Source organism: Rhizobium sp. G21 (assembly GCF_014158035.1).
Lineage (GTDB): Bacteria > Pseudomonadota > Alphaproteobacteria > Rhizobiales > Rhizobiaceae > Rhizobium_E.
The window spans coordinates 629,296-652,086 of the sequence record NZ_JACFXW010000002.1; the positions used below are offsets into that span (position 1 = coordinate 629,296).

At 62.4% G+C, this 22,791-nt stretch carries 21 protein-coding genes and 1 pseudogene; 4 read left to right on the plus strand and 18 right to left on the minus strand.

Going from position 1 to position 22,791, the window contains the following annotated elements; translation table 11 throughout:
• Positions 1 to 82: 82 nt before the first annotated feature.
• Positions 83 to 967, minus strand: coding sequence for a M20/M25/M40 family metallo-hydrolase (locus tag H2O14_RS24170; protein WP_312858714.1), 885 nt, complete (start codon positions 965 to 967; stop codon positions 83 to 85).
• A 327-nt stretch (positions 968 to 1,294) separates the two neighbouring features.
• Positions 1,295 to 2,152: a LysR substrate-binding domain-containing protein gene (locus H2O14_RS24175; RefSeq protein ID WP_182829889.1), complete on the minus strand. Its 858-nt coding sequence runs from the start codon at positions 2,150 to 2,152 to the stop codon at positions 1,295 to 1,297.
• Positions 2,153 to 2,235: 83 nt separating this feature from the next.
• Between H2O14_RS24175 and H2O14_RS24180 the strand changes: the two genes are divergently transcribed.
• Positions 2,236 to 3,228, plus strand: coding sequence for a bile acid:sodium symporter family protein (locus H2O14_RS24180; protein ID WP_182829890.1), 993 nt, complete (start codon positions 2,236 to 2,238; stop codon positions 3,226 to 3,228).
• Between the two features lie 6 nt (positions 3,229 to 3,234).
• Here H2O14_RS24180 and H2O14_RS24185 read toward each other — a convergent pair whose 3' ends face one another.
• The 7 genes from H2O14_RS24185 to H2O14_RS24215 form a co-directional block, all read right to left on the minus strand.
• Entirely contained in the window at positions 3,235 to 4,032 is a 798-nt protein-coding gene (locus H2O14_RS24185) for a GntR family transcriptional regulator (protein WP_182829891.1), read from the minus strand.
• A 91-nt stretch (positions 4,033 to 4,123) separates the two neighbouring features.
• Complete coding sequence (locus tag H2O14_RS24190) at positions 4,124 to 4,822, minus strand: SURF1 family protein (RefSeq protein ID WP_182829892.1); 699 nt, start codon at positions 4,820 to 4,822, stop codon at positions 4,124 to 4,126.
• Positions 4,823 to 4,903: 81 nt separating this feature from the next.
• Positions 4,904 to 5,308: a cytochrome o ubiquinol oxidase subunit IV gene (cyoD, locus tag H2O14_RS24195; protein WP_182829893.1), complete on the minus strand. Its 405-nt coding sequence runs from the start codon at positions 5,306 to 5,308 to the stop codon at positions 4,904 to 4,906.
• Positions 5,305 to 5,925, minus strand: a complete 621-nt coding sequence (gene cyoC / locus H2O14_RS24200; protein ID WP_182829894.1) for a cytochrome o ubiquinol oxidase subunit III — start codon at positions 5,923 to 5,925, stop codon at positions 5,305 to 5,307. Before cyoC ends, cyoD begins: the two co-directional genes overlap by 4 nt.
• A gap of 2 nt (positions 5,926 to 5,927) precedes the next feature.
• Positions 5,928 to 7,931, minus strand: coding sequence for a cytochrome o ubiquinol oxidase subunit I (gene cyoB / locus H2O14_RS24205; RefSeq protein ID WP_182829895.1), 2,004 nt, complete (start codon positions 7,929 to 7,931; stop codon positions 5,928 to 5,930).
• A 43-nt stretch (positions 7,932 to 7,974) separates the two neighbouring features.
• Positions 7,975 to 9,183, minus strand: a complete 1,209-nt coding sequence (gene cyoA / locus H2O14_RS24210) for a ubiquinol oxidase subunit II (protein WP_182829896.1) — start codon at positions 9,181 to 9,183, stop codon at positions 7,975 to 7,977.
• A gap of 141 nt (positions 9,184 to 9,324) precedes the next feature.
• A complete protein-coding gene (locus H2O14_RS24215) occupies positions 9,325 to 9,504 on the minus strand; it encodes a hypothetical protein (protein WP_182829897.1) in 180 nt (59 codons plus the stop codon).
• Positions 9,505 to 9,550: 46 nt separating this feature from the next.
• On the opposite strand from H2O14_RS24215, the gene H2O14_RS24220 reads away from it, so the two are divergent.
• Positions 9,551 to 10,903 carry an MFS transporter gene (locus H2O14_RS24220; RefSeq protein WP_182829898.1) on the plus strand — a complete coding sequence of 451 codons (1,353 nt, stop codon included), beginning with the start codon at positions 9,551 to 9,553 and terminating at the stop codon, positions 10,901 to 10,903.
• 43 nt (positions 10,904 to 10,946) lie between these two features.
• Here H2O14_RS24220 and H2O14_RS24225 read toward each other — a convergent pair whose 3' ends face one another.
• The 8 genes and pseudogenes from H2O14_RS24225 to H2O14_RS29100 form a co-directional block, all read right to left on the minus strand.
• Positions 10,947 to 11,381 (minus strand): DUF3429 domain-containing protein, encoded by a 435-nt coding sequence (locus H2O14_RS24225; RefSeq protein ID WP_182829899.1) that lies wholly within the window; start codon positions 11,379 to 11,381, stop codon positions 10,947 to 10,949.
• Entirely contained in the window at positions 11,378 to 12,355 is a 978-nt protein-coding gene (locus H2O14_RS24230; RefSeq protein WP_182829900.1) for an NAD(P)/FAD-dependent oxidoreductase, read from the minus strand. Before H2O14_RS24230 ends, H2O14_RS24225 begins: the two co-directional genes overlap by 4 nt.
• A gap of 63 nt (positions 12,356 to 12,418) precedes the next feature.
• A complete protein-coding gene (locus tag H2O14_RS24235) occupies positions 12,419 to 13,153 on the minus strand; it encodes an MBL fold metallo-hydrolase (RefSeq protein WP_182829901.1) in 735 nt (244 codons plus the stop codon).
• An 8-nt stretch (positions 13,154 to 13,161) separates the two neighbouring features.
• A pseudogene (locus H2O14_RS29640) lies at positions 13,162 to 14,243 on the minus strand (ABC transporter ATP-binding protein).
• Positions 14,240 to 15,028: an ABC transporter permease gene (locus tag H2O14_RS24245; protein WP_182829902.1), complete on the minus strand. Its 789-nt coding sequence runs from the start codon at positions 15,026 to 15,028 to the stop codon at positions 14,240 to 14,242. Before H2O14_RS24245 ends, H2O14_RS29640 begins: the two are co-directional and overlap by 4 nt.
• A complete protein-coding gene (locus H2O14_RS24250) occupies positions 15,028 to 15,891 on the minus strand; it encodes an ABC transporter permease (protein ID WP_137155102.1) in 864 nt (287 codons plus the stop codon). The genes H2O14_RS24245 and H2O14_RS24250 overlap by 1 nt, the downstream gene beginning before the upstream one ends.
• An 87-nt stretch (positions 15,892 to 15,978) precedes the next feature.
• A complete protein-coding gene (locus H2O14_RS24255; RefSeq protein ID WP_182829903.1) occupies positions 15,979 to 17,055 on the minus strand; it encodes an extracellular solute-binding protein in 1,077 nt (358 codons plus the stop codon).
• Positions 17,056 to 17,343: 288 nt separating this feature from the next.
• A complete protein-coding gene (locus tag H2O14_RS29100; RefSeq protein ID WP_312858725.1) occupies positions 17,344 to 17,487 on the minus strand; it encodes a hypothetical protein in 144 nt (47 codons plus the stop codon).
• A 39-nt stretch (positions 17,488 to 17,526) separates the two neighbouring features.
• Between H2O14_RS29100 and H2O14_RS28090 the strand changes: the two genes are divergently transcribed.
• Together H2O14_RS28090 and H2O14_RS24265 are read left to right on the plus strand one after the other, a co-directional pair.
• Positions 17,527 to 17,835, plus strand: a complete 309-nt coding sequence (locus H2O14_RS28090) for a hypothetical protein (protein ID WP_246697748.1) — start codon at positions 17,527 to 17,529, stop codon at positions 17,833 to 17,835.
• 408 nt (positions 17,836 to 18,243) lie between these two features.
• Positions 18,244 to 21,039 carry a DNA translocase FtsK gene (locus H2O14_RS24265; RefSeq protein ID WP_246697749.1) on the plus strand — a complete coding sequence of 932 codons (2,796 nt, stop codon included), beginning with the start codon at positions 18,244 to 18,246 and terminating at the stop codon, positions 21,037 to 21,039.
• Here the strand turns inward: H2O14_RS24265 and bchE are convergent, their stop codons facing one another.
• Positions 21,040 to 22,575 carry a magnesium-protoporphyrin IX monomethyl ester anaerobic oxidative cyclase gene (bchE, locus tag H2O14_RS24270; protein ID WP_182829905.1) on the minus strand — a complete coding sequence of 512 codons (1,536 nt, stop codon included), beginning with the start codon at positions 22,573 to 22,575 and terminating at the stop codon, positions 21,040 to 21,042.
• Positions 22,576 to 22,791: the final 216 nt, after the last annotated feature.

Genomic DNA, 22,791 nt, shown 5'->3' on the forward strand with positions numbered 1-22,791 from the left:
AATTGTCAACCGACTGGTTTAATATATTTCCATGAAGCGACGAGCCGCTTGGCGGCCCGGCGACTATCCGCTGGAATGAAGGTCAGGTCAGCCGGTCGAGGATTTTGCCGAGCATGGTCCGGCAGGCTTCCATCTGGCTGAGGTCGATGAATTCGTCGGGCTTGTGGCCCTGCTCCATATCGCCGGGACCGCAGACGATCGAAGGCGCGCCGAATGCCTGTTCGAACAAGCCGCCTTCGGTGCCGAAAGAGACCTTGAATTGCTCGCCGCCGGACAGAGACTTCACCGCCTCGGTCGCCTTGCCGCGCGGATCGACATTGAGGCCCGGATAGGTGTTGAAGATGTCTAGACGGATGCCTGTTTCCGGGAAGCGCTTGCGGCCCTCGGCGGTGATCCGCTCGGCCTTGTCGAACAACCTGGCTATATAGGCCATGGGGTCGTCGCCGGCGAGATTGCGGATTTCAAAATCGAGACGGCAGGCGTCGGGCACGATATTGAGCGCGGTGCCGCCCTGAATTACGCCGGCATGCAGCGTGGTGTAGGGCACGGTGTAGTCGTCGTCACGGGGGCCGGAGGCTTCGATGTCGGCCTGGATCGCGCGCACTTCCGCCAGAAGCTCCGTCGCCATATAGATGGCGTTAAGGCCGGTGGGGGCGAGCGCCGAATGGGCCGAATGGCCGGTGCAATAGGCTTTGACGCCGGTCTTGCCCTTATGGCCGGTGGCGACCTGCATGGCGGTGGGTTCGCCGATCAGCACCCATTCCGGATCGATGCCGGCGGTGGCGAGCTCATCCAGCATCGGGCGTACGCCGACGCAGCCGATTTCCTCGTCATAGGAAAAAGCGAGATGCAAGGGCCGCGTCAGCCGGCGCTCTGTGGCGGCGACGGCCGCCTCCATGGCGCAGGCGATGAAGCCTTTCATGTCGGTGGTCCCGCGTCCATAGAAGCGGTCGCCCTTGCGGCTCATGCGGAAGGGTCGACGGTCCAGGCCTGGCCATCGACAGGCACGACGTCGGTATGGCCCGAGAGCACGATGCCCCCGGCCCTTCCGGGCCGATCGTGGCGAAGAGCGAGGCGCGGTCGCCATTCTCATGCGGGAAGAGACGCGAGGCAATGCCCGCCGCCGCCAGCGCATCGGCGATATAGCGAATGAGATCGATATTGCCGTCTCTGCTGACGGACGGGAAAGCGATCAATCGGTCGAGGATGTCATAGGCGCTGGTCATGCGAGGCGATTCCTGTTTGCCGCAAACTACCGCTGCGACCGTGGCGGACGCAAGGACGCATCGCGACGTCAGGGCGCCGCGCGCAGATTGATCGCCTTGCGCATGATCTCTTCGCTGAGCGCCGAGGTCAGCGCCTTGTCGGCGCCGCGGCGCTCGACGAGCACGAATTCGACATCTTCGAGTTCGGGGAGGCGACCGGCGGGGATCTCGCGCAGGCCCGGCGGCGCGAGGCTGCGCGGCTGCACGAAGACGCCCATTCCGGCCTTGGCGGCTGCGGTCAGCCCGCTGAGGCTGCCGCAGGTGCAACTGATCCGCCAGGTGACGCCGGCTTTGTTCAGCGCTTCGAGCGCGATCGATCGGGTGACGCTCGGAGAGGGAAAGGCGATCAGTGGCAATGGCGTCTGCATCAGGGAGTGGTCGGGATCACGGGCCAGCCAGACCAGCGGTTCGCGATGCAGGAGTGCGCCGCGGGTTTCTCCCAATCGCCGCTTGGCGAGCACCAGGTCGATCTCGCCATTGTCCTGCATCTGGAACAGCGGTCCGGACAGCGCCACCGTCAATTCGAGATCGACGGAGGGGTGGGAGCGGGCGAAGCCTTCGAGGATCAGCGGCAACTGGCTGTTGACGAGATCTTCGGAGACGCCGAAGCGGATGCGGCCGCGAAGGTCGCCCGCGCGGAAGTGGCGTTCGGCGCGGCCCGCGATGGCCAGAATATCCCGCGCATAGGCGATCATCGCCTCGCCATCACCGGACAGCGCCACCCGCTGCGTGTCTCGCGAGAATAGTCGTCGGCCGACAACAGTTTCGAGTTTCTGGATATGCTGGCTGACCGTGGATTGCCCGAGGCCCAGCCGCTCCGCGGCCAGCGTGAAACTGCCCGTCTCCTCGACGGCGACGAACGATCGGAGTTGGACGAGGTCGAACATGCTTATTGCGCTCCATGATGACTATTATTTCTTGTATTGCGAATCGTGATGATCGACAATTGCCGCGTCAGAAGGATTCCGCCATGCGCCGCTATATTCCCAACAGCTTCACGCTGATGCTCATCTCCACCGTCATCATCGCCTCGCTGCTGCCGGCCAGCGGCGCCTTTGCGGATTGGTTCGGGGTCGCGACCGACATCGCCATTGCGCTGCTGTTCTTCCTGCATGGCGCCCGGCTGTCGCGTGAGACGGTGATCAAGGGCATGCTGCATTGGCGACTGCATCTGGTGATCCTGGCGGTGACCTTCATCGTTTTCCCGCTCCTGGGTTTGGCGCTCGGCATGCTGCCGGAAAGCCTGCTGCCGCAGCCGCTCTATCTCGGCCTGCTCTATCTCTGTGTGTTGCCGTCCACTGTGCAGTCGTCGATCGCCTTCACCTCCATGGCGGGCGGCAATGTGCCGGCAGCCGTCTGCTCGGCCTCGGCCTCCAACATCATCGGCATGTTCCTGACGCCGCTCCTGGTCTATCTGCTGTTTTCGCTGGGCGATGGCGGCGGCGGCTTTTCACTGGGCGGTCTGGAAAAGATCATGCTGCAATTGCTCGCACCCTTCGTGCTCGGCCAGATCCTGCAGCCCTGGGTCGGCGACTGGGTGCGGTCGAAGAAGAACCTTCTTCTGCCCGTCGATCGCGGCTCCATCCTGATGGTCGTTTATCTCGCTTTCAGCCATGCGGTGATCGAAGGCGTCTGGAGCGATTTTTCGCTGCGCGATCTCGCCGTGGTCGCCGTCATCGATGTGCTGCTTCTGGCGATCGTGCTGGCGCTGACCTATTGGGGATCGAAGGCGCTGGGCTTCAACCGCGAGGACGAGATCGTCATCGTCTTCTGCGGCTCCAAGAAGAGCCTGGCGAGCGGCGTGCCGATGGCCAACGCCCTGTTCTCCGGGCCGATAATCGGCTCGATCGTGCTGCCGATCATGCTGTTTCACCAGATCCAACTGATGACCTGCGCCGTGATCGCCGAAAAATACGCCGCGGCCGCGCGCCGTCGCGCAGAGGCGAAAGTCGCGATCGCCTGAACTGGATCAGTTCTCGGCGCGAAGCGTGGTCGTATAGGTGAACCGTTCGGCGGGGAGAACTTGGAAGGCATATTCCAGGAGCCGCCGCCCTGAGCCGTAATAGCGGCGGGTCACCACCAGCGCTAGATCGCCGACCTTGGCGTCGAGCCGGGCGGCGATCTCTTCGTTGAGCGCCATCGGCTTGATATCCTGCTCGATTTCCTGGATTTTCTCGCCGGTATATTGTTCAATGTAGTGAAAGATCGCGCTGCGGGCGATGTCGAGATCCTTGACCGCCGCCGACAGCCGCGCGTCGACATAGATTTCGTTCCAGGAAAATGGTTTGCTGCGATTTGTGGGATAGCGAATTCCGGCCATATGCAGGAATTTGCGGCCGGGGCGGCAGCCGAGCTCGACCGCCAGCCTGCCCTGTGCGGAAATTTCTTCCTTGAACGAGATCACGAATTCGGTTTCGGCGGCGATCTCGAACAGTTCGGAACGGGACTGGGCGATGAACCGGGCCCGCGCCGGGTTGAACCCCGCTTCGACCCTCGTCCCCACGCCTTTCCGGGCTGAAAGACGACCCTGATTGCGCAGCATGCCGATCGCCTGGCGGATGGTCTGGCGGCTGACGCCGAGCGTTTCCGCCATCTCCTTTTCGGTCGGCAGCAGCGAGCCGACCGGATAGTCGCCATTGTTGATCTTGCCCTCGATGTGGCGGACGACCTGAAGATAAAGCGGCGCGGTGTCGAGTTTCGGCTTCCAGCCTTTCGCCGCGGTCATGTCTTCGTTTTGGTGGTCGCCAAGCGTGGGTGTCGAGATCATGGGACGAATATGCCTTGTGCGCGGCCTTTCAATCCTCTTTTTGCGGAGATTGCAAATGGAATCATCACGACGCGGGCATACGATGTCGCGCTCAGGCGGAGCCCTCGTCGCTGTCCCCGCGTCGGGTTACGACAATGGCGCCGACGATGGTCAAGGCGGCCATCGCAAACCAGGTCAGAGCATATTGGAGATGGTGGTTGGAAAAGGCGACGACCGTCAATCCGGTCACCGGATAGGCGTTCGCCGCGCCCTTGGCGGCAGCCTCGACATCGATGAAAAATGGCGCGACGGACGACAGGCCGCGCGCGCGGGCGATTTCCACGACATCGCGGGAGAACCAGCGTCCGGCCGCCGGATCGTTGTCGCGCAGGAAGCCGCCTTTCGGCTCGGTCAACCGCAGAAGCCCGGTCACGCTGATTGCGCCCGACGGCGCGGCGTAGGCGGTCTGGTCTTTCAGATCCTGCGGAATGAAGCCGCGGTTCACGAGGATCACGCGGCCCTCCTCGCTCGTCATCGGCGTCATCACCCAGAAACCGGGCCCGAGTTTCGTCACCGCCTGGGTCAGCGTATCGGCGTCGGCGATATAGGTTCCGGCGATCCGGATGCGGCGATATTCGTCGTCGCCTGTCGCCGTCTCAGGCGGGGCGACGGGGGCGGCATGGATGCGGGCGTCGACGCGGGCGATGAGATCCTGTTTCCATTGCAGCCGTTCGATCTGCCAGACGCCGAGGCCGACGAAGGTCAGGAAGGCGAGGCCCAGCAGGCCGAGAAGCAGAATGCGCTTGGTCATGTCGTCTCTCCAAACAAAAAGCCGCGGCGCAAGAGTGAGCCGCGGCTTCGCTGAGCTTATACGCCCGATGTCGCGGCCCGATTATGGGACGTTGCGCATCATGTCCGGCGACATCGGCATCATATTGGTGTTGAGGTGATGCATGACCCAGAGCGACCCGGTCAGTGCGATCACCACCAGCAGCAGGGTGAAGACGAGCGCCATAAAGGTCCAGCCGCCTTCCGACTTCAGGTTCATATGCAGGAAGTAGATCATGTGGACGACGATCTGCACGACGGCGAAGCCCATGATCACCAGTCCGGCGGCGAGCTTGTTGTCGCCGAACACATCAGCCATCACCACATAGAACGGGATCGCGGTGAGGATGACCGACAGCACGAAGCCCGTCATATAGCTCTTGAACGTGCCATGCGAGGCCTCATGCCCATGGCTATGGGCATGGTGGGCTTCCATGGCGTCTTCATGTCCGTGAGAATGCGCGCTCATCCGATGACTCCGATCAGGTAAACGAGAGAGAAGACGCCGATCCAGACGACGTCGAGGAAGTGCCAGAACATCGACAGGCACATCAGGCGACGCTTGTTCTCATGGATCAGGCCATGCATCGACACCTGCACCATCAGCGTGATCAGCCAGATGATGCCGAAGGTCACGTGCAGACCATGGGTGCCGACCAGCGTGAAAAAGGCCGACAGGAAGGCGCTGCGCTGTGGGCCTGCGCCCTCATGGATCAGATGGTGGAACTCATAGAGTTCGAGACCCAGAAACGCCGCGCCGAACAGACCGGTAATTCCAAGCCAGAGCAGCGTGCCGCTCTTGTCGCCCTTTTCCATCCGGAGCATGGCGAAGCCATAGGTGATGGAGGAGAACAGCAGCATGGCGGTGTTGATCGCCACCAGCGGCAGGTCGAACAGATCCGCAGGCGACGGGCCGGCCGCATAATTGCGGCCGAGCACGGCATAGGTCGCGAACAGGATCGCGAAGATGAGGCAGTCGCTCATCAGGTAGAGCCAGAAGCCCAGATTGGTGCTGTTCTCCGGATGGTGATCTTCCGTCAGGTAGAACTGCGGCTTGTCGGTCGAGGTTTGAGGATGCGCGCTCATGATTACCCCTTGGCGGCCAGAAGCGCGGTGCGCTTGGCTTCGGTGTCGATCACTTCATCGGCGGGGATGTAGTAATCGCGCTTGTAGTTGAAGGTGTGGCCGATCGACACCGCGAGGATGGCGATGAAGGACACGGCCGCGAGCCACCAGATGTACCAGATCAGGGCGAAGGCGAGGACGACGCTCAAACCGCCGAGAATGACGCCCGTGCCGGTGTTCTTCGGCATGTGGATCGGCTTGAAGCCTTCCAGCGGACGGCTGTAGCCGCGGCTCTTCATGTCATACCAGGCGTCGCTGTCATGCACGACCGGCGTGAAGGCGAAGTTGTAGTCCGGCGGCGGCGACGAGGTCGACCATTCGAGCGTGCGGCCGTTCCAGGGATCGCCCGTCACGTCGCGCAGTTCTTCGCGCTTGAAGAAGGACACGACCAACTGGATCACGAAGCAGCCGATGCCGGCGGCGATCAGCACCGCGCCGAAGGCGGCGATCACGAACCAGATCTGCAATGAGGGATCCTCGAACTGGCTGAGGCGGCGGGTGACGCCCATCAGGCCGAGCACATAGAGCGGCATGAAGGCGAAATAGAAGCCGATGAGCCAGAACCAGAAGGACAGCTTGCCCCAGAACGGATCGAGCTTGAAGCCGAAGGCTTTCGGGAACCAGAAGTTCACGCCGGCGAGCAGGCCGAACACCACGCCGCCGATGATCACATTGTGGAAGTGCGCGATCAGGAACAGCGAGTTGTGCAGCACGAAGTCGGCCGGAGGAACCGCGAGCAGAACGCCGGTCATGCCGCCGATGACGAAGGTCACCATGAAGCCGAGCGTCCAGTACATCGGCACTTCGAAGCGAATGCGGCCGCGATACATGGTGAACAACCAGTTGAATATCTTCGCGCCCGTCGGGATCGAGATGATCATCGTGGTGATGCCGAAGAACGAATTCACGCTCGCGCCGGCGCCCATGGTGAAGAAGTGATGCAGCCAGACGAGATAGCTGAGGATGGTGATGACGACGGTGGCGTAGACCATCGAGGCGTAGCCGAACAGGCGCTTGCCGGAGAAGGTCGAGACGACTTCCGAAAAGATGCCGAAGGCGGGCAGGATCAGGATGTAGACTTCGGGGTGGCCCCAGATCCAGATGAGGTTGACATACATCATCGGATTGCCGCCGAGGTCGTTGGTGAAGAAGTTCGTGCCAACGTAACGGTCGAGCGACAGCAGAGCGAGGGTGGCCGTCAGGATGGGGAAGGTCGCGACGATCAGGATGTTGGTGCAGAGCGAGGTCCAGGTGAAGACGGGCATCTTCATCATGGTCATGCCCGGCGCGCGCATCTTGACGATGGTGGCGATCAGGTTGATGCCCGACAGCGTCGTGCCCACGCCCGCCACCTGCAGGCCCCAGATATAATAGTCGACGCCTACGCCGGGACTGTAATCGGCTCCCGACAGCGGCGGATAGGCCAGCCAGCCGGTGCGCGCGAATTCGCCGACGAATAGCGAGATCATGATGATCGCCGCGCCCGCCGCCGTCATCCAGAAGGAGAAGTTATTGAGGAACGGGAAGGAGACGTCGCGCGCGCCGATCTGCAAGGGCACGACGAGGTTCATAAGGCCGGTCACGAAGGGCATGGCCATGAAGAAGATCATGATCACGCCATGGGCGGTGAAGACCTGGTCGTAGTGATGCGGCGGCAGGAAGCCCTCATTGCCGTTGAAGGCGATGGCCTGCTGGCCGCGCATCATCAGCGCGTCGGCGAAACCGCGCAGCAGCATGACAAGCGCCAGGATCACATACATGATGCCGATCTTCTTGTGGTCGACGGATGTCAGCCAGTCGCGCCACAGCAAGCCCCAGACCTTGAAATAGGTCAGGAGGGCGAACAGCGCGACGCCGCCCACGGCGACGCCGGCGAAGGTCATGACGAGGATCGGCTCGTGATACGGGATCGCGTCCAGCGTCAGCCGGCCGAAGATGAGTTTCAGGAATTCAGGATCGGAAAACATGGATGTCTCGTCCGTTCATCGAATGGGGCGCTGAGACGCCGTGTCAAGGATTGATCTGCGCGGGCGCAGGATCGTTGCTTTGCGGCTGGGCCCCGTCTGGCGCGCCTTGGGAGGGAGCGGCTTCGGCGGGCGCCGGCTCGGGTGCGCCGGTTGCCGTTCCCTCGGGCGCTTCCTCGGACTTGGCCGGATTGCCGGTGGCGGGAAAGGTCGGGTTCAGGCCGTTGAGCGCTTCGGCGTCCTTGTGGGGTCCTTGCGTATAGTGGAACTTCTCATAGAAATCGGTGTAGCGATTGTCGTAGCGCAGCTGGTCGCGGGAGACTTCGGGCTCCTTGCCGCCGCCGCCCATGCGGTCGATATGCATGACTTCGTCGACGCAGACCGAGCCGGGCGCGGTGCAGAGATTGACGATGCGGTGGAAGAGATCCGGCTGGAAACCGGCGTAATAGGTCGGCGGCACCTTCTCGCTCGGCTTTTCGAGTTTGAAATAGGCGTCCATGTTCAGCATGGTTCCGCGCGACTTGACGGTCGCGACCCACTGGTCGAAGCCGTCTTGGCCGAGCGCATGGAACTTGAAGCGCATATGCGAGAAGCCCGAGCCGGAGTAATTGGCGGAGAAGCCTTCGAAAACGCCTTCCTTGTTGATGACGGCGTGCAGTTTGGTCTGCATGCCCGGCATCGCATAGATCTGGCCGGCGAGCGCCGGGATGTAGAAGGAGTTCATGACCGAGGTGCCGGTGATCGTGAAGGTGATCGGCCGGTCGATCGGGGCCGCCATTTCATTGACGGTTGCGACGCCCTGTTCCGGATAGAAGAACAGCCATTTCCAGTCCAGCGCGACGACCTGCACTTCGAGGGGCTTGACGTCGGCCGGCACCGGCCGGCTGGCGTCGATGCGGTCGAGGGGGCGGTAGGGGTCGAGCTTGTGGGTCGAGATCCAGGTGATGGCGCCGAGCGCGATGATGATCATCAGCGGCGCGGCCCAGATCACCACTTCCAGCCGCATCGAGTGATGCCAATCGGGGGCGTAGACGGCCTTTTCATTGCTTCGGCGATAATGCCAGGCGAAATAGAGCGTCAGGATGATCACCGGAATGATGATCAGAAGCATCAACCCGGTCGACACCAGGATCAGATCCCGCTGCTGCATGGCGATATCGCCCGAAGGAGACATGACGACCATGTCGCATCCTGCCAAAGCGAGAAGCATTGTCAGACCAAGGAGATGACAGGAAAACTTCAGCAGTTTTTGCACGTCTCTCGAACCTCTTTGATTTATGTCAAGCCGCGCCTAAACCACACGAGACGTTAACAAAATGCGGTGTCTTGTCGCATTGCGGAAGAAATATCGCGCTGCGGCAAACTGCAATATTCTAACATTGCGCGAGATGGCCAATCAGGGGCGCCGAAGCTGTATTTTTGAAACCCGGATGACAATCGTCAAACGATGAGGGAAAAGCGCCGCCATTCCCGTGAGATAGATGGCGCTGGAACGGCGCATCTTTTCACCCGCTAATGCAATCGCAAGTGAACTTTTTGAACTTTTGGGCCTTGATATCGCTGTGAACTTGATCATGATCATCTCGGGACGCTTTGTCACAGGAGCGTAGGAGGAGAGAAAAATGAACACAGCAACCCATTATGACGGTCCTTCGTCATCGGCGCTCGAACGCGACGCCCGGCACATCCATGACGACAAGCCGGTGTCGCCCGGGAGCATCGCACTGGGCGTGATTCTCGGGCGCATGTCCGAATTCTTCGATTTCTTCGTCTATGGTCTAGCATCGGTGCTGGTCTTCCCGCAGGTGTTCTTTCCCTTCGCGCCCGACCGGCTCACGGGCACGCTCTATTCTTTCGCGATCTTCTCGCTCGCCTTCATCGCCCGTCCCGTCGGCTCGGTGATCTTCCAGGCGATCGACCGTCGCTATGGACGGGGCACCAAATTGACGATCGCACTCTTTATCCTCGGCGGCTCGACGGCATCCATCGCTTTCCTTCCCGGCTATGAATCGATCGGCGTCGCGTCGATCTATCTGCTTGCGCTGTTCCGGCTGGGTCAGGGCTTCGCGCTCGGCGGCGCTTGGGACGGTCTGGCCTCGCTGCTCGCGCTCAATGCGCCGGAGAACAAGCGCGGCTGGTACGCGATGGTGCCGCAGCTCGGCGCCCCGATCGGGTTTGCGCTGGCGAGCGCGCTGTTCGGCTTTTTCGTCGCCAATCTCGCCTCGGCGGATTTCCTGAGCTGGGGCTGGCGCTACCCGTTCTTTGTGGCTTTCGCCATCAACGTCGTAGCGCTGTTCGCACGCCTCCGGATTGTCATGACGCAGGAATTCGGCGATCTGCTCGAAGAGAACGAATTGAGCGCGGCGCCCATCAAGGACGTGCTGCGTCTGCATGGCCGCGACATCCTGATCGGCGCCTTCGTCCCGCTGGCGAGCTTCGCGATGTTCCATCTCGTGACGATCTTCCCGCTCAGCTGGATGAATCTCTATGGCGAACAGTCGATTTCCGATTTTCTCTGGGTGCAGGTGATCGGCGCCGCCGTCGGCGTGCTCACCGTCATCGCCTCCGGCCTGTTGGCCGACCAGATCGGCCGCCGCAGCCAGCTCGGCATCGCCGCCGTGATCATCGCCGCCTTTTCGTTCCTCGGCCCCAAGCTGCTCGGCAGCGGTTCAGCCGGCCATGACGCCTTCGTCATCATCGGCTTCGGCGTGCTCGGCCTGTCGTTCGGACAGTCGACGGGGTCGGTGTCGTCGCGCTTCTCGCGCGGTTACCGCTATACCGGCGCAGCCTTCACCTCCGACCTCGCCTGGCTGGTCGGAGCAGGTTTCGCACCGCTCGTGGCCCTCAGCCTCGCGGCCAATTATGGATTGGAATTCGTGGGCTACTATCTGCTGTCGGGCGCCCTCTGCACGTTGATCGCGCTCTATTTCAACAAACTGATCGAGCCGGCCGACCGGCAGCGCAAGGCGCGGTGACCACAGACGAATGCGCCGGCCGCCCTCGGGCGGCCGGTTTCGTTCAGGCCACCAGCGCCATCAGTCCGTAAGAGGCGATGACGATGGCGCTGATATTGCGGCGAAGCATGAAATACCACTCCGGCTGGGCCGAGGCCTTCCGGATCCGCCAGTCTAGACCGAGCAGCAGCGCGAAGGCTCCGGCTTGCAGGGCCAGGCCGAACCCGAGCGGCCCCGGCACGATGAGCGCAGCCCAGGCGACGAGCGCTGCGACATTGCTGAGCGCCAGCAGCTTTCGCGTCTCCACATCCGTCATTTGCGCCTGCGACCAGATCGTCCCGCCCATGAAGCCGGCTATGACTGCGCCATAGGCGATGAAGGCGTTGACAGCCCAATCCTTCTCGAAACCCGCCGCCGCCATGACAGCGAGCCCGACAAAGGGAATCCCGCCGCTATAGGTGAGCGCCTGCGTCAGCCGCTTCTCGCCATACATGGTCATGTTTCTCCCAAGTGTTTTGCGATCGCCTGCGACAGGCTGCTTGCGCTCTGGAAGGCGCATTCGACGCGACCGCCGAGGCACCAGTCGCCCGCGGCGGCCAATCCGAGCCCGGCATCGATTAGAAACGGCGCGCCGAGCGGCGTCTCGACATTGGCGAAGCGCCAGCGATGCAGATCGCGATGCGGGGCGTTTGAAAAATCCTCTCCCGTGAGTTCCACCACTCCAGCGAGGAGTTCTTTCTCGATCCAATCGCGGTCGTTTTCCATATGCGTGTCGGCCCAGTCATTGCGGCTATGGACGACCAAGCAGGGCGGACCGTCGCGGCCGGGCTTGGAACTGTTGAGCGCGATCCAGCCGACAACGGGATGATGGGCGCGGATCGCCTCGGCGTTCAGCTCGGGCGCGCGATCGAGGCCGATCATCAGCGTGAAGCATCCGCTCATGCGGACCTGAGCGAGTCGGGCGCCGGCGGAGAATTCCGATGGCATCAACCGGGCGGTCTGCGGTGCGGGCGCGGTCGAGATCACCCAGTCGAAGACGCCGAGCGCGGCGCCAGCCTTGTCGACCAGCAGCCAGCGCCGATCGTCTGGTTGTATCGCCGAGATCTCCGTCTCGAGTGTGATGTTCAAACCCCGGCCGAGCCTGCGGGCCATTCCGTTCATGCCGGGCGTCCCGACATAGCGCGCTTCGGACGAAACGGGCGCGCCCGGCCGGCGATCGTCGATCATGACGGGCCACATCGCAGTCGCGCCCAGGCGCGTCATCTCGGCGGTCAACGACAGGAAGGCGGGATCGCGCGCGGTGAAATATTGCGCGCCGTGATCGAAGCGATGGTCGCCGCGGCGCCGTTCGGCCATACGGCCGCCGAGGCCCCTGCTCTTCTCGAATAGCGTGACGTCTGCGACGCTTTGAAGCCGGCTGGCCAGAGTGAGACCAGCAAGGCCCGCGCCTATCACGGCGATCTTTGTATCCATGAATGTCATTCTCCGCCGCGCGGCCGCAGTTTGTTGTTTCTACGTGGTGGACGGAGCCGAGGATTAGGGTGTCAGCCCTTTGCCATCAAGCCAATCGCGGATCAGCGTCTTGAGCCGCGCGCCGTCCAAACTCGGGAAATGCCCGCCATGCACGAGCCGAACCGGCAGGTCATGCAGTCGTTTCATCGAGGCGATGTAATGATCGGGATTGGCGTGATAGGTGTCCTCGATCAGCGGCCCGTCATAAACGATGTCCCCTGAGAACAGCATCTCCGTCGCCTTCTCGTACAGCGCTATCCCGCCCGGCGAATGGCCCGGCGTATGGATCACCTCGAAGTAACGGTCGCCGAGATCGATGATGTCGCCGTCTTCGAGAATGCGGGTCGCGGGCGCGGCTTTGACCCCGTAGCATTTCGAGCAATAGGGCTCTGGCGGCAGCGCGTCGAAAATATCGTCGGTCACATAGGGGTCGGCGAGCGTGTTGGCGCGGGTAGGGTTGGCGAGCAGATCCGCCTCCGCAGCATGCACCGCGCGGCATTCGAATTCGTGGTGGCAGCCGATATGGTCGAAATGCGTGTGGCTCGCCACCGCAATCAGGTCGCGCTCGGTCACCAATGGCACCCATTCCCGGAGCGACACCACGCCCATGCCGCTGTCGACCAGCATGTCGCGATCCCGCCCGCGCACATGCCAGATGTTGCAACGGTAGAATTCCTGGATGAAAGGCTCGGAAATGGCGGTCACGCCGTCGGCGAGCCTGCGGGTCGCATACCAGTCTTCGGGCTTCACTCTCTTCATCTCGGACCTCATTCGGCGGGAAGCACGACGATCGTCTCGGCAGGCGCCGCCAGCATCAGCCTGTCGCCGCGCTTCGGCTCCGCCGATTGAGGCAGATGCGCAACGAGGACCGTATCGGCTGAGCGGGTCGAGCGCAAATGGCAGCGCTGATGCGTTCCGAAGAAGGCTGCGTCTTCTACCAAGGCTTCGCCGAGATCGACCGAGGCCCCCTGCCCTTCGCCGCGGAAATGTTCCGGCCGGATCACCACCGTTGCATTCTGTCCCGCGACGGGTTCGCCTGATGTGAAGGCGTCGCGCGGTAGAACAAGCCGGCCCAATGCGGTCTCCATCGCCATCTCGGTCGCGTCGAGCGCGGCGATACGGGCCGGGATTATGTTGGCTTCGCCCATGAAGCCGGCGGCGAAGAGCGACCGGGGGCGACGATAGATGCGCGAGGGCGCGCCGAAATCCTCAATGCGGCCCTTGTTCATCACCACGATCCGGTCGGCAATGGCCATAGCTTCTTCCTGGTCATGGGTGACATGCACGAAGGTGGTGCCGACTCGCTTCTGAATCGCCTTCAGCTCATCTTGCATCTGCCGGCGGAGTTTGAGATCGAGCGCGCCGAGCGGTTCGTCGAGCAGCATGACGTCGGGATCGACGGCGAGCGCGCGGGCGAGCGCCACACGCTGGCGTTGGCCGCCGGACAGTTCATGCGGTTTCTTGGAGGCGGAGGCCCGCAAACCGACGAGATCGAGGAAATCCAGCGCCTTGGCGTCGCGAACATTCCGCTCCTGCCCGCGCATGCGCAGGCCGAAGCCGACATTGGCGAGAAGCGTCATATGCGGAAAGAGCGCATAATCCTGGAAGACGGTCGTCGTCGGCCGTTTCGACGGAGCCACATGCGTCATGTCGCGGCCGCCGATATGGATTTCGCCCTCGGAAGGTTCGAGAAAGCCGCCGAGGATGGACAGAAGCGTGGTCTTGCCGCAGCCGGATGGGCCGAGCAAAACGATGAATTCCCCGCCTCGATCTCCAGTGACACATGTTCGAGCGCGATGAACTGGCCGAAGACGCGGGTGGCGTTGCGGATCGACAGATCGGCGGTCATGAACGTGTCCTTGCTTTTCTGAACACCGTGAATTCGGCGAGGAACAACAGCGCGATCGACACGAGGAAGACGAGGCTGCCGATGGCGTTGGTCTTGGGATTGAGGCCCGAGCGCAGCATGCTCCAGATTTCGACGGGAAGCGTGACGTCGAAGCGCGAGAGCAGGAAGGCGATGATGAATTCATCCCAGCTGAAGGTGACCGACAGGAAGAAGCTCGCAAGAATCGACGGAGCGAGCATCGGCGCGGTCACCAGCGCAACGACCTGCCATTCCCGCGCCCCGAGATCGCGGGCGGCGCGTTCGATATTGACCTGATGGCCGCCCATCGAGGCGTAGATGATCGCAAAGCAGAGCGGCATGTTGATGACGACATGGCCGACGCCGATGGTGAACAGAGACAGCGGCACGCCCAAGCGATTGAACAGCGCCAGGAGGCCGAGGCCGATGATCAATGTCGACACCGACATCGGTGCGGCGAGCAGGCCCCGCATCAGCGCCGAGGCCGGCAGCCTATGTCGCGCCAGGCCGTAAGCGGCGAGAAATCCGAGAAGGCAGGATGCTAGCGAGGAGACAATCGCGACGATCAGCGAATTAAATAGCGCGTCCATCAAGCCGCGATCGCTCAGCACTTCCCCATACCAGCGCCACGTCAGCCCATGCAGCGGCGGCACCGGCAGCGATCCGTCCTGGAAGGAAAAGATTACCAGCACCGCGACAGGCAGGAAGATGAAGATGTAGACGGCGGCCATGTAGAGCGCGGAGAGAAGAAGCGTGAGGCGGCGCATCAGTTTCTCTCCATCTTCAGCCAGCGGGCGGCGGCGAGATAGGCGACGACCACGACAGCCATCAGCACGATCGACAGCGCGGCGGCGAGCGGGAAATCCGCCCGGCGTCCCAACTGCATCATGATGATCTGCGGCAGCGTCAGCTCATTGTTGCCGCCGAGGATCTGCGGCGTGATGTAATCGCCGATGCAGAGCACGAAGGTCAGGAAGGCGCCGACCATGACGCCCGGCAGCGTCAGCGGCAGGATCACATGCCAGAAGGTCTGGAACGCATTTGCGCCGAGATCGGCCGCGGCGCGGCGATAGTTCGGCGAGAGCTGGATGAGATTGGCGTAGATCGTCAGCGTCAGCAGCATGACGAAGAAATGCACGAAGCCGATCACCGTGCCGGCGCGATTGGCTGAGAGTTGCAGCGGTTCGGACACTAGGCCGAGCGTCATCAGCGTCTCATTGACCACCCCGCCCTTGGACAGAACCAGCAGCCAGGAATAGGAGCGGACCACATAGGAGGTCCAGAAAGGCAGCACCGCGAGAATGAGCGCCAGGCGGCGAAACCGCGCCGGCACGATTTCGGCGATGATGAAGGCGAGCGGATAGGCGATGAGGATCGAGATGATCGTCACCGTCGCAGTGATTTCCAGCGATACGAACAGCGCCTTGTACATCGGCTCCTTGGTCAGGAAGGCCATGTAATTGACGCCGGTCCAGGGCGGACCGATCTCGCGGCCCTGCCGGGTCCAGAGGCTGATCACCGCCATGAACAGGAAGGGGATGACGAAGAACAGCGCGGTGAAGCCGAGCGCGGGCAAGGTGAAGGCCCAGCCTCGTCGGCGTTCGGCGCGTTCGAATGCGGTGGATGACATGGGACGTCACTCTTAGGGAGGCGTTCGCACAGGGATCGATCGTCCGCGCCTGAGCGCGCGCGGACGATGACAGATGGCGCCGAAACGTCAATTCTGCAGCATTTCCGTCCAGATATCCTGCATCTTGCCGTCGAGGTCGGCGTTGACGACCGGATAGAGTTGGGTGTTCTTGAGATAGCCGGCCTGCTTGTCCCAGCGCAGCGCTGATTTTTGCTGATCATTCAGCACAGCGCCAGCTCTCTGGTTGGCCGGCATCGCCCAATAGCAGGACGAGGTCGCGAGCCGCGCCTGACCCTCGGGGCTCAGGATATATTGCACGAATTTCAGCGCCAGTTCCTGCTTGGTCGAATCCTTGAAGACGCCGATCGACTGCGACCAGCGCACCGCGCCCTGCTTCGGCACGGTCCAGTCGAGATTGGGCTTTTCCGCCGTCAGGCCGGCCGTCACCCATTCGCCGCCGCCGAGGATGATGTCGACTTCGCCCGACACCAGCGCGGTCTGCGAGGAGACGACGTCGGAGACCTGGCGCGCGTTCTTCTTGAGCGCGATGAGGCGGTCCTTGATGGCCGGGAGATCGGCTTCGGCGAGGCCGGCCGTCTTCTTGCCGATCTCGATGGCGGTGATGCCGATCAGCGGGAGATAATAGTCGTAAACGGCGATCCGGCCCTTGTATTTCTCCGACCAGAGTTTGGAGAGATCCTCCATGTCGGCGGGATCGACCTTGGTCTTGTCGTAGGAAATGGTGTTGTAGCCGAATTTCTCGGTGACGGCGTAGATCTTGCCGTCCTTGCCATTGTTCTCGTCCATGCGGACTTCAGGGAAGATATCGCCGAGCGGCAGCTTGTCCTTGGGTAGTTCCGCGAGGATGCCCATGCCCGAGACACGCGGCACGTCGACGCCATCGACCACGAACACGTCCCAATCGCCGGGCTGCGATTGTTCGACGATGGAAAGGCCCGCGCCGGTGCCTTCATATTCCTTGAGATTGACCTTGACGTCGTTGGCCTTTTCGAAGGGTTCGATCAGCGCCGGATCGGTGTGGTCGCACCAGACCAGCGCGTTCAGTTCTTCCTGCGCACGCGCCGTGGCCGAAAGGCCGAGCATAATGGCGGCGGTTGACATGAGCATGCTGCGGACGCGCGCGCCCGTGACTTGGCTTTTCATGATCTTCCCTCTGGTTGAACGAATGGTTTCGATCAGTCTGGCGCTCGTCGCGGCGCCTTGAGAAAAAAATTGAACGAATTCATTTTTTAAGTCAACATAGAAAATGAACCGGTTCAGGAGGCCGTGCGGGAGAAGAATGACGAGTCTCAGGGAGAGGAAGAAAGCCGATAAGGAAAAGCGAATTCTCGAGGCGGCGACCCGGCTGTTTCGCGAGCAGGGCTATGACCACGCCCGCATGGAGCATATCGCCGATATGGCGGAGGTTTCGGTCGGCACGCTCTATAATTACTACGAGAACAAGGGCGACATTCTCATGGCCACCGTCAATATGGAGGTGACGGAGGTGCTGGACGCCGGCGAGGCGATCGTCGCCGATCCCCCGCCGATGTCGAGAAGGCGGTCAATCGCCTGGTCGATCAGTATTTCGACCACTCGCTGTTTTATCTCTCCAAGGAAATGTGGCGGGCGGCCATGGCGATCTCCATCCAGCAGCCGGATACGCCGCTGTCGAAAGCCTACACCGAACTCGACCAGCGCCTGTCCGCCCAGATGGTGCGATTGATCGAGACGCTGCAGGCGCGGCGTCTGGTGGGCGCTGCGGTGTCGGCCCGCGCGGTCGGGGAAGTGCTGTTCAACAACCTCAACATGATGTTCATTGAATTCGTGAAGGACGAGCCGCAACCCCTCGCTGTGCTGAAGGCCAGGGTCGCAGAGCAGCATGGGCCGATTGCACGGTTGATCTCGGGTGAAAGAGCTGCAATCGCCTCGACCGCCCGTTAACCATTGCCATGGGCGCGTGAGCCAAAAGCCGAAACATGCGCGCCACGTCTCAAAAATTCGCTCCAAAATTTTCGACCATCTTTACGGATAGCAATTATCGTTGAAAATCAGATGCATGAACTGAGGTTATGCGTGGGCGCGTCTTGCGATGCGCGGGATTTTCAGCTGTTTGGACCCCTGTCGACGCGCCGTCTTGAGACCGCCGGCATGAGCCTCCGAAATGGAATTTTAACCTTCATTTCCTATCAATGATGGTGTTCAAATTCCTTCAATGAGTGATCGAAGTTCATGCGTCTGCCGAGAACCAATCTTACCTCTGCCCAAATCGCTGATCTTGAGCAGGGAGCCGCGCCGGACGGCCTGCAATCTTCAACCTCCGGCGCCGGCAGTCTTGAAAAACTTCGCGAGATGGCCAGCAAGATGCGGCAGAGCCAGGGGGCGACCGACTGGGAGAATCATTTCTTCCTCGCGCCCAATGTCCGCTTCACCCGCACCCCCGAGCGGGTGTTTCTGACCACCGATTCCGGCTCGCTCGATGCCGAAGCCGCCAAGGCGATCGAATCCTCCGCCGGCGGCATGGTCGCGCCCGCCGCGCCGCGCGTGCTGCCTCAGCCGGCTGAACCCGTGATCGCAACTGCGCCTGAGCCTGTGGTCGCCAAGGCCCCCGTCACCGCGCCGTCGCCGTCCCGCCCACCTTTGCTTGCGCCGCAGATCCGCGCCGCCCGCGCCGCCGCTGCCGAGCGTCAGGCTCAAGTTCAGGCCGAGGCTCAAACTCCCAAATTGGAAGTCTCTGTGGCGCCGGCGCCGAAGCCGGAGCCGGTTCTGCGCGCACCTGTCGCGCCTGCGATCAAGCTAACGTCCGCCGAACAGAGCGGCGACGCCGACTTTCAGACCGCGATGCTGCTGACCGGACGGATGGATGCGCGCGCCTATGCCGCCGAGCCGAAGATCGAAATCCGCCCGACCGCAACGCCGCTCAAGATCACGCCCGTCCAGCCAGTGCAGACTGCGCCGGCCCCTGTCGTTGCGTCCGGTCCACTGACGGCGATGTCGCATCTTTCGGACTTTGCTTTCTGGGAAGCGCTGGAGCAGGACGAGGATGCGGTCGCGCCGCCGCCGGTAATCTATGCCGAGCTTCGACCGATCACCAAGCCGCCAGCGCCCGTCCAGCGGCAGCCACTCAAGATCGAGCCAGTCGTTCAGCAGGCTGCCGCGCCGCAAGCGCGGGTCGCGCCGATGCAGCCGGCTCTGTCAATGCGGCCGGCAGTTAGCACGTCGCCGGGTGCGGCGGTGTCCGCGCCGCAGGCCGCCGTCGATCCGCTCGCTGCTTCGGGTCTCGCTCTGAAACCGGTCGAGACGACGGAGGCTCCTGCCGTTGAGGCTGCTCCCAAGATGGCCTTCCCCTGGGCGCGCGGCGCCCGCTCGGCTGCGCCCAAAGTTGCCCCTAGCCCCGTTCAGGCGCCGATCGTGATTGCGCCGGCCATCGCCGCTGCGCCGGTTGTGGCGGCCCCAGCGCCCATCATTGTCGAGGATATGACCGAGCCGCCGGCCCCGCCGCGCGCGGCCGCGCCGCAGAAGGCGCTGAGCCCGGTTCGTCCGTCCGGCGGCATTCCGGTCGCCATGCCCTTCTCGATCGAGGCGATCGGCTTCAGCCGCGCCGCCGATGGCTCCTACGAGTTTCCGCCGCGCGAACTGCTGCAGGATCCGCCCGAACGTCAGGGCTTCGTGATGTCGCAGGAGCAGCTCGAGCGCAATGCCGGGCTTCTGGAAAGCGTGCTAGAAGACTTCGGCATTCGCGGCGAGATCATCCATGTCCGCCCGGGCCCCGTTGTCACGCTCTATGAATTCGAACCCGCTCCAGGCGTCAAATCCTCGCGCGTTATCGGCCTAGCCGACGATATCGCCCGCTCGATGTCGGCGCTGTCGGCTCGCGTCGCCGTGGTGCCCGGCCGCAATGTCATCGGCATCGAACTGCCGAACGCCACCCGCGAAACGGTCTATTTCTCCGAGCTGATCGACAGCCAGGATTTCTCCAAGACCGGCTTCAAGCTGCCGCTTTGCCTCGGCAAGACCATCGGCGGCGAGCCCGTCATCGCCGAACTCGCCAAGATGCCGCATCTCCTGGTCGCCGGCACCACCGGCTCCGGCAAATCGGTGGCGATCAACACCATGATCCTGTCGCTCATCTATCGGCTGAAGCCGGAAGAATGCCGTCTGATCATGGTCGATCCGAAGATGCTGGAATTGTCGGTCTATGACGGCATCCCGCATCTGCTGACCCCTGTCGTGACCGATCCCAAAAAGGCCGTCCTTGCGCTGAAATGGGCGGTGCGCGAGATGGAGGAGCGCTACCGGAAAATGTCGCGCCTCGGCGTGCGCAATATCGACGGCTACAACGCCCGCGCCGCACAGGCCCGCGCGACCGGCGAGACCATGTCGCACACGGTGCAGACCGGCTTCGAGAAGGGCACCGGCGAGGCGATCCACGAGACGCGCGACATGGACCTGTCGCCCATGCCCTATATCGTGGTGATCGTCGATGAAATGGCCGACCTGATGATGGTCGCCGGCAAGGAGATCGAAGGCGCGATCCAGCGTCTCGCCCAGATGGCCCGCGCCGCCGGCATCCATCTGATCATGGCGACGCAGCGTCCTTCGGTCGATGTGATCACCGGCACGATCAAGGCCAACTTTCCGACCCGCATTTCCTTCCAGGTGACCTCGAAGATCGACAGCCGCACCATTCTCGGCGAACAGGGCGCGGAACAGCTTCTCGGCCAGGGCGACATGCTGCATATGGCCGGCGGCGGCCGCATCGTCCGCGTTCACGGCCCCTTCGTTTCCGACGAGGAAGTCGAAAAGGTCGTTTCGCATCTGAAATGCCAGGGCAAGCCCGACTATCTCGACACCGTCACCACCGACGAAGAGGATGACGGCGAGGCCGAGCAGGACCAGGCCGTGTTCGACAAGACCGACATGGGCGGCGACGACGGCGATCTCTACGACAAGGCCGTCAAGGTAGTGCTGCGCGACAAGAAATGCTCCACCTCCTATATCCAGCGCCGCCTCGGCATCGGCTATAACCGCGCCGCCTCGCTGGTGGAGCGGATGGAGAAGGAAGGCCTGGTCGGCGCCGCCAACCATGTCGGCAAGCGCGAGATCATCAGCCAGCGCGATCAGGCGCCGGTCGCCGAGGAAGAATAATCAACCTGCTGCGGCGCGTCGCTCCCGGGCGGCGCGCGGCGACCTTGGAGGCGGAAGCATGGATTCCTCTTCCGCATCCTGCGGCTCGCCCCAGAAAGCGTCGAGCCGCGGGCCATCCTTGATGCGCTTGTCACGGAACAGGTAATTCTTCCATTCGAAGAACCACACGCGCCGGCCCATCCTGGTGTACCAGCGCATGGCGTGGCGAACCTCCTTGTCGGGATGAAACAGGATGCGCGCGAGCGCCTTGGGCCGCGCCTGCATCATCACTTCGATCGTCTTCATCCACAGCGTCAGCCGCCAGGAGGGAAGGCCGGCTTCCAGCACCTGATGCTTGTAGTCCCAGCGGCGCTGGTCGAGCTGGATCACCTTGCGGTCGGCGGCGATGCGGAAATAGGGCGTCCAGCGGTGCGGCGTGACGTACAGCGCCTGGATCTGGTCCGGATCGTAAGCCAAGAGCACCCGGAACAGCCGCCAGAGATCGGCGTCGCGTTCTTGCTTGAAGCCGGCGACCCAGGTGGCCATGGAAATGATCCCATGCGCCCGGAGCAGCTCGATCGCCTTGCGGTCCTTCGCTGTGGAGCCACCCTTCTTGATGAGATCGAGCGTCGATTCGTCGATATTTTCCATGCCGAGCAGCCAGCGGATCACGCCTGCTTTCTTGTAGAGATGCAGGATATCGGCGTCGCGGACGATATCGTCGGCGCGGGTCGAGCCGACCAGCAGCACTTTCACGTCTTCCTCAATCAGCGCTTCGAGAAAAGCCAGCCAAGCCTTGCGCGACGAGGTCGGGTTTTCATCGGCGAAATTGAAGACCTCGACGCCCTCCTCGCGATGAAGCCGCGCGATCTCCTTGGCGAACAGCACCGGGTCGCGATGCCGCCAGCGGGTCCAGAAGCCGCGCTGGCCGCAATAATTGCACAAATGCGGGCAGCCGCGCGAAAACTGCACCACCACAGCCCGTTTGCCGCCCCAATAGCTGTAATCGGCGTGGTCGATCAGTTCCCAGCCGATCCGGTGCGCGTCGAGATCGGCGATGGCCGCCGAGGGACGCGTGGATCGGATGCATTCGCCTGCGCGATAGGCAATGCCGGGAATTGCGGAGAGATCGGCGCCCTCGGCCAAAGCTGCGATTAGCTTCGGCGCTGTCTCCTCGCCCTCGCCGCGAACGATGGCCGTGACATAGGGCTCTTCTGTCAGGATTTCCCGCCAGTGATAGGTGGGGAAGACGCCGCCATAGACGATGGTGATCTCGGGTCTTAGCGCCACGATCCGCTGCGCGGCGAGCCGGATGACCGGATGTCCGGAGGTGGAGCCGGAATGTCCGAACAGGACCGCATCCGGCTCATGCCGGAGCGTTTCTGCGACGAGAGCGTCGACTGAGAGGTTTTTGAGATCGCCATCCACCAGTCTAACATCATGCCCGGCATCGATCAGCGGCCCGCCGATAGAGAGCAGGCCGAGAGGCGGCAGGTGATCATCCGGAATTCTGCTGCCGATCGACGGATGCGGAGCGTTGACGAGTGTGATGCGCATGGCTGTTGTCCCTTCGTTATTTTTCCTGAGAAGAGACGGGGAAGGTGGCGGTGTTGAGCCGGAATTGTCCGCGAATCGCGGCGGCTTTGCGGAATTGTCACGGCTGCTCGGTTCCGGGAAGACAGACGCGGAGTCGCCGTGGACAGGCAAACGCCCTCCATTTGCGCCTGTGTTGCCTATCGCATAGGCAGAATGGGCGTCTTCCTGCAAAGCACG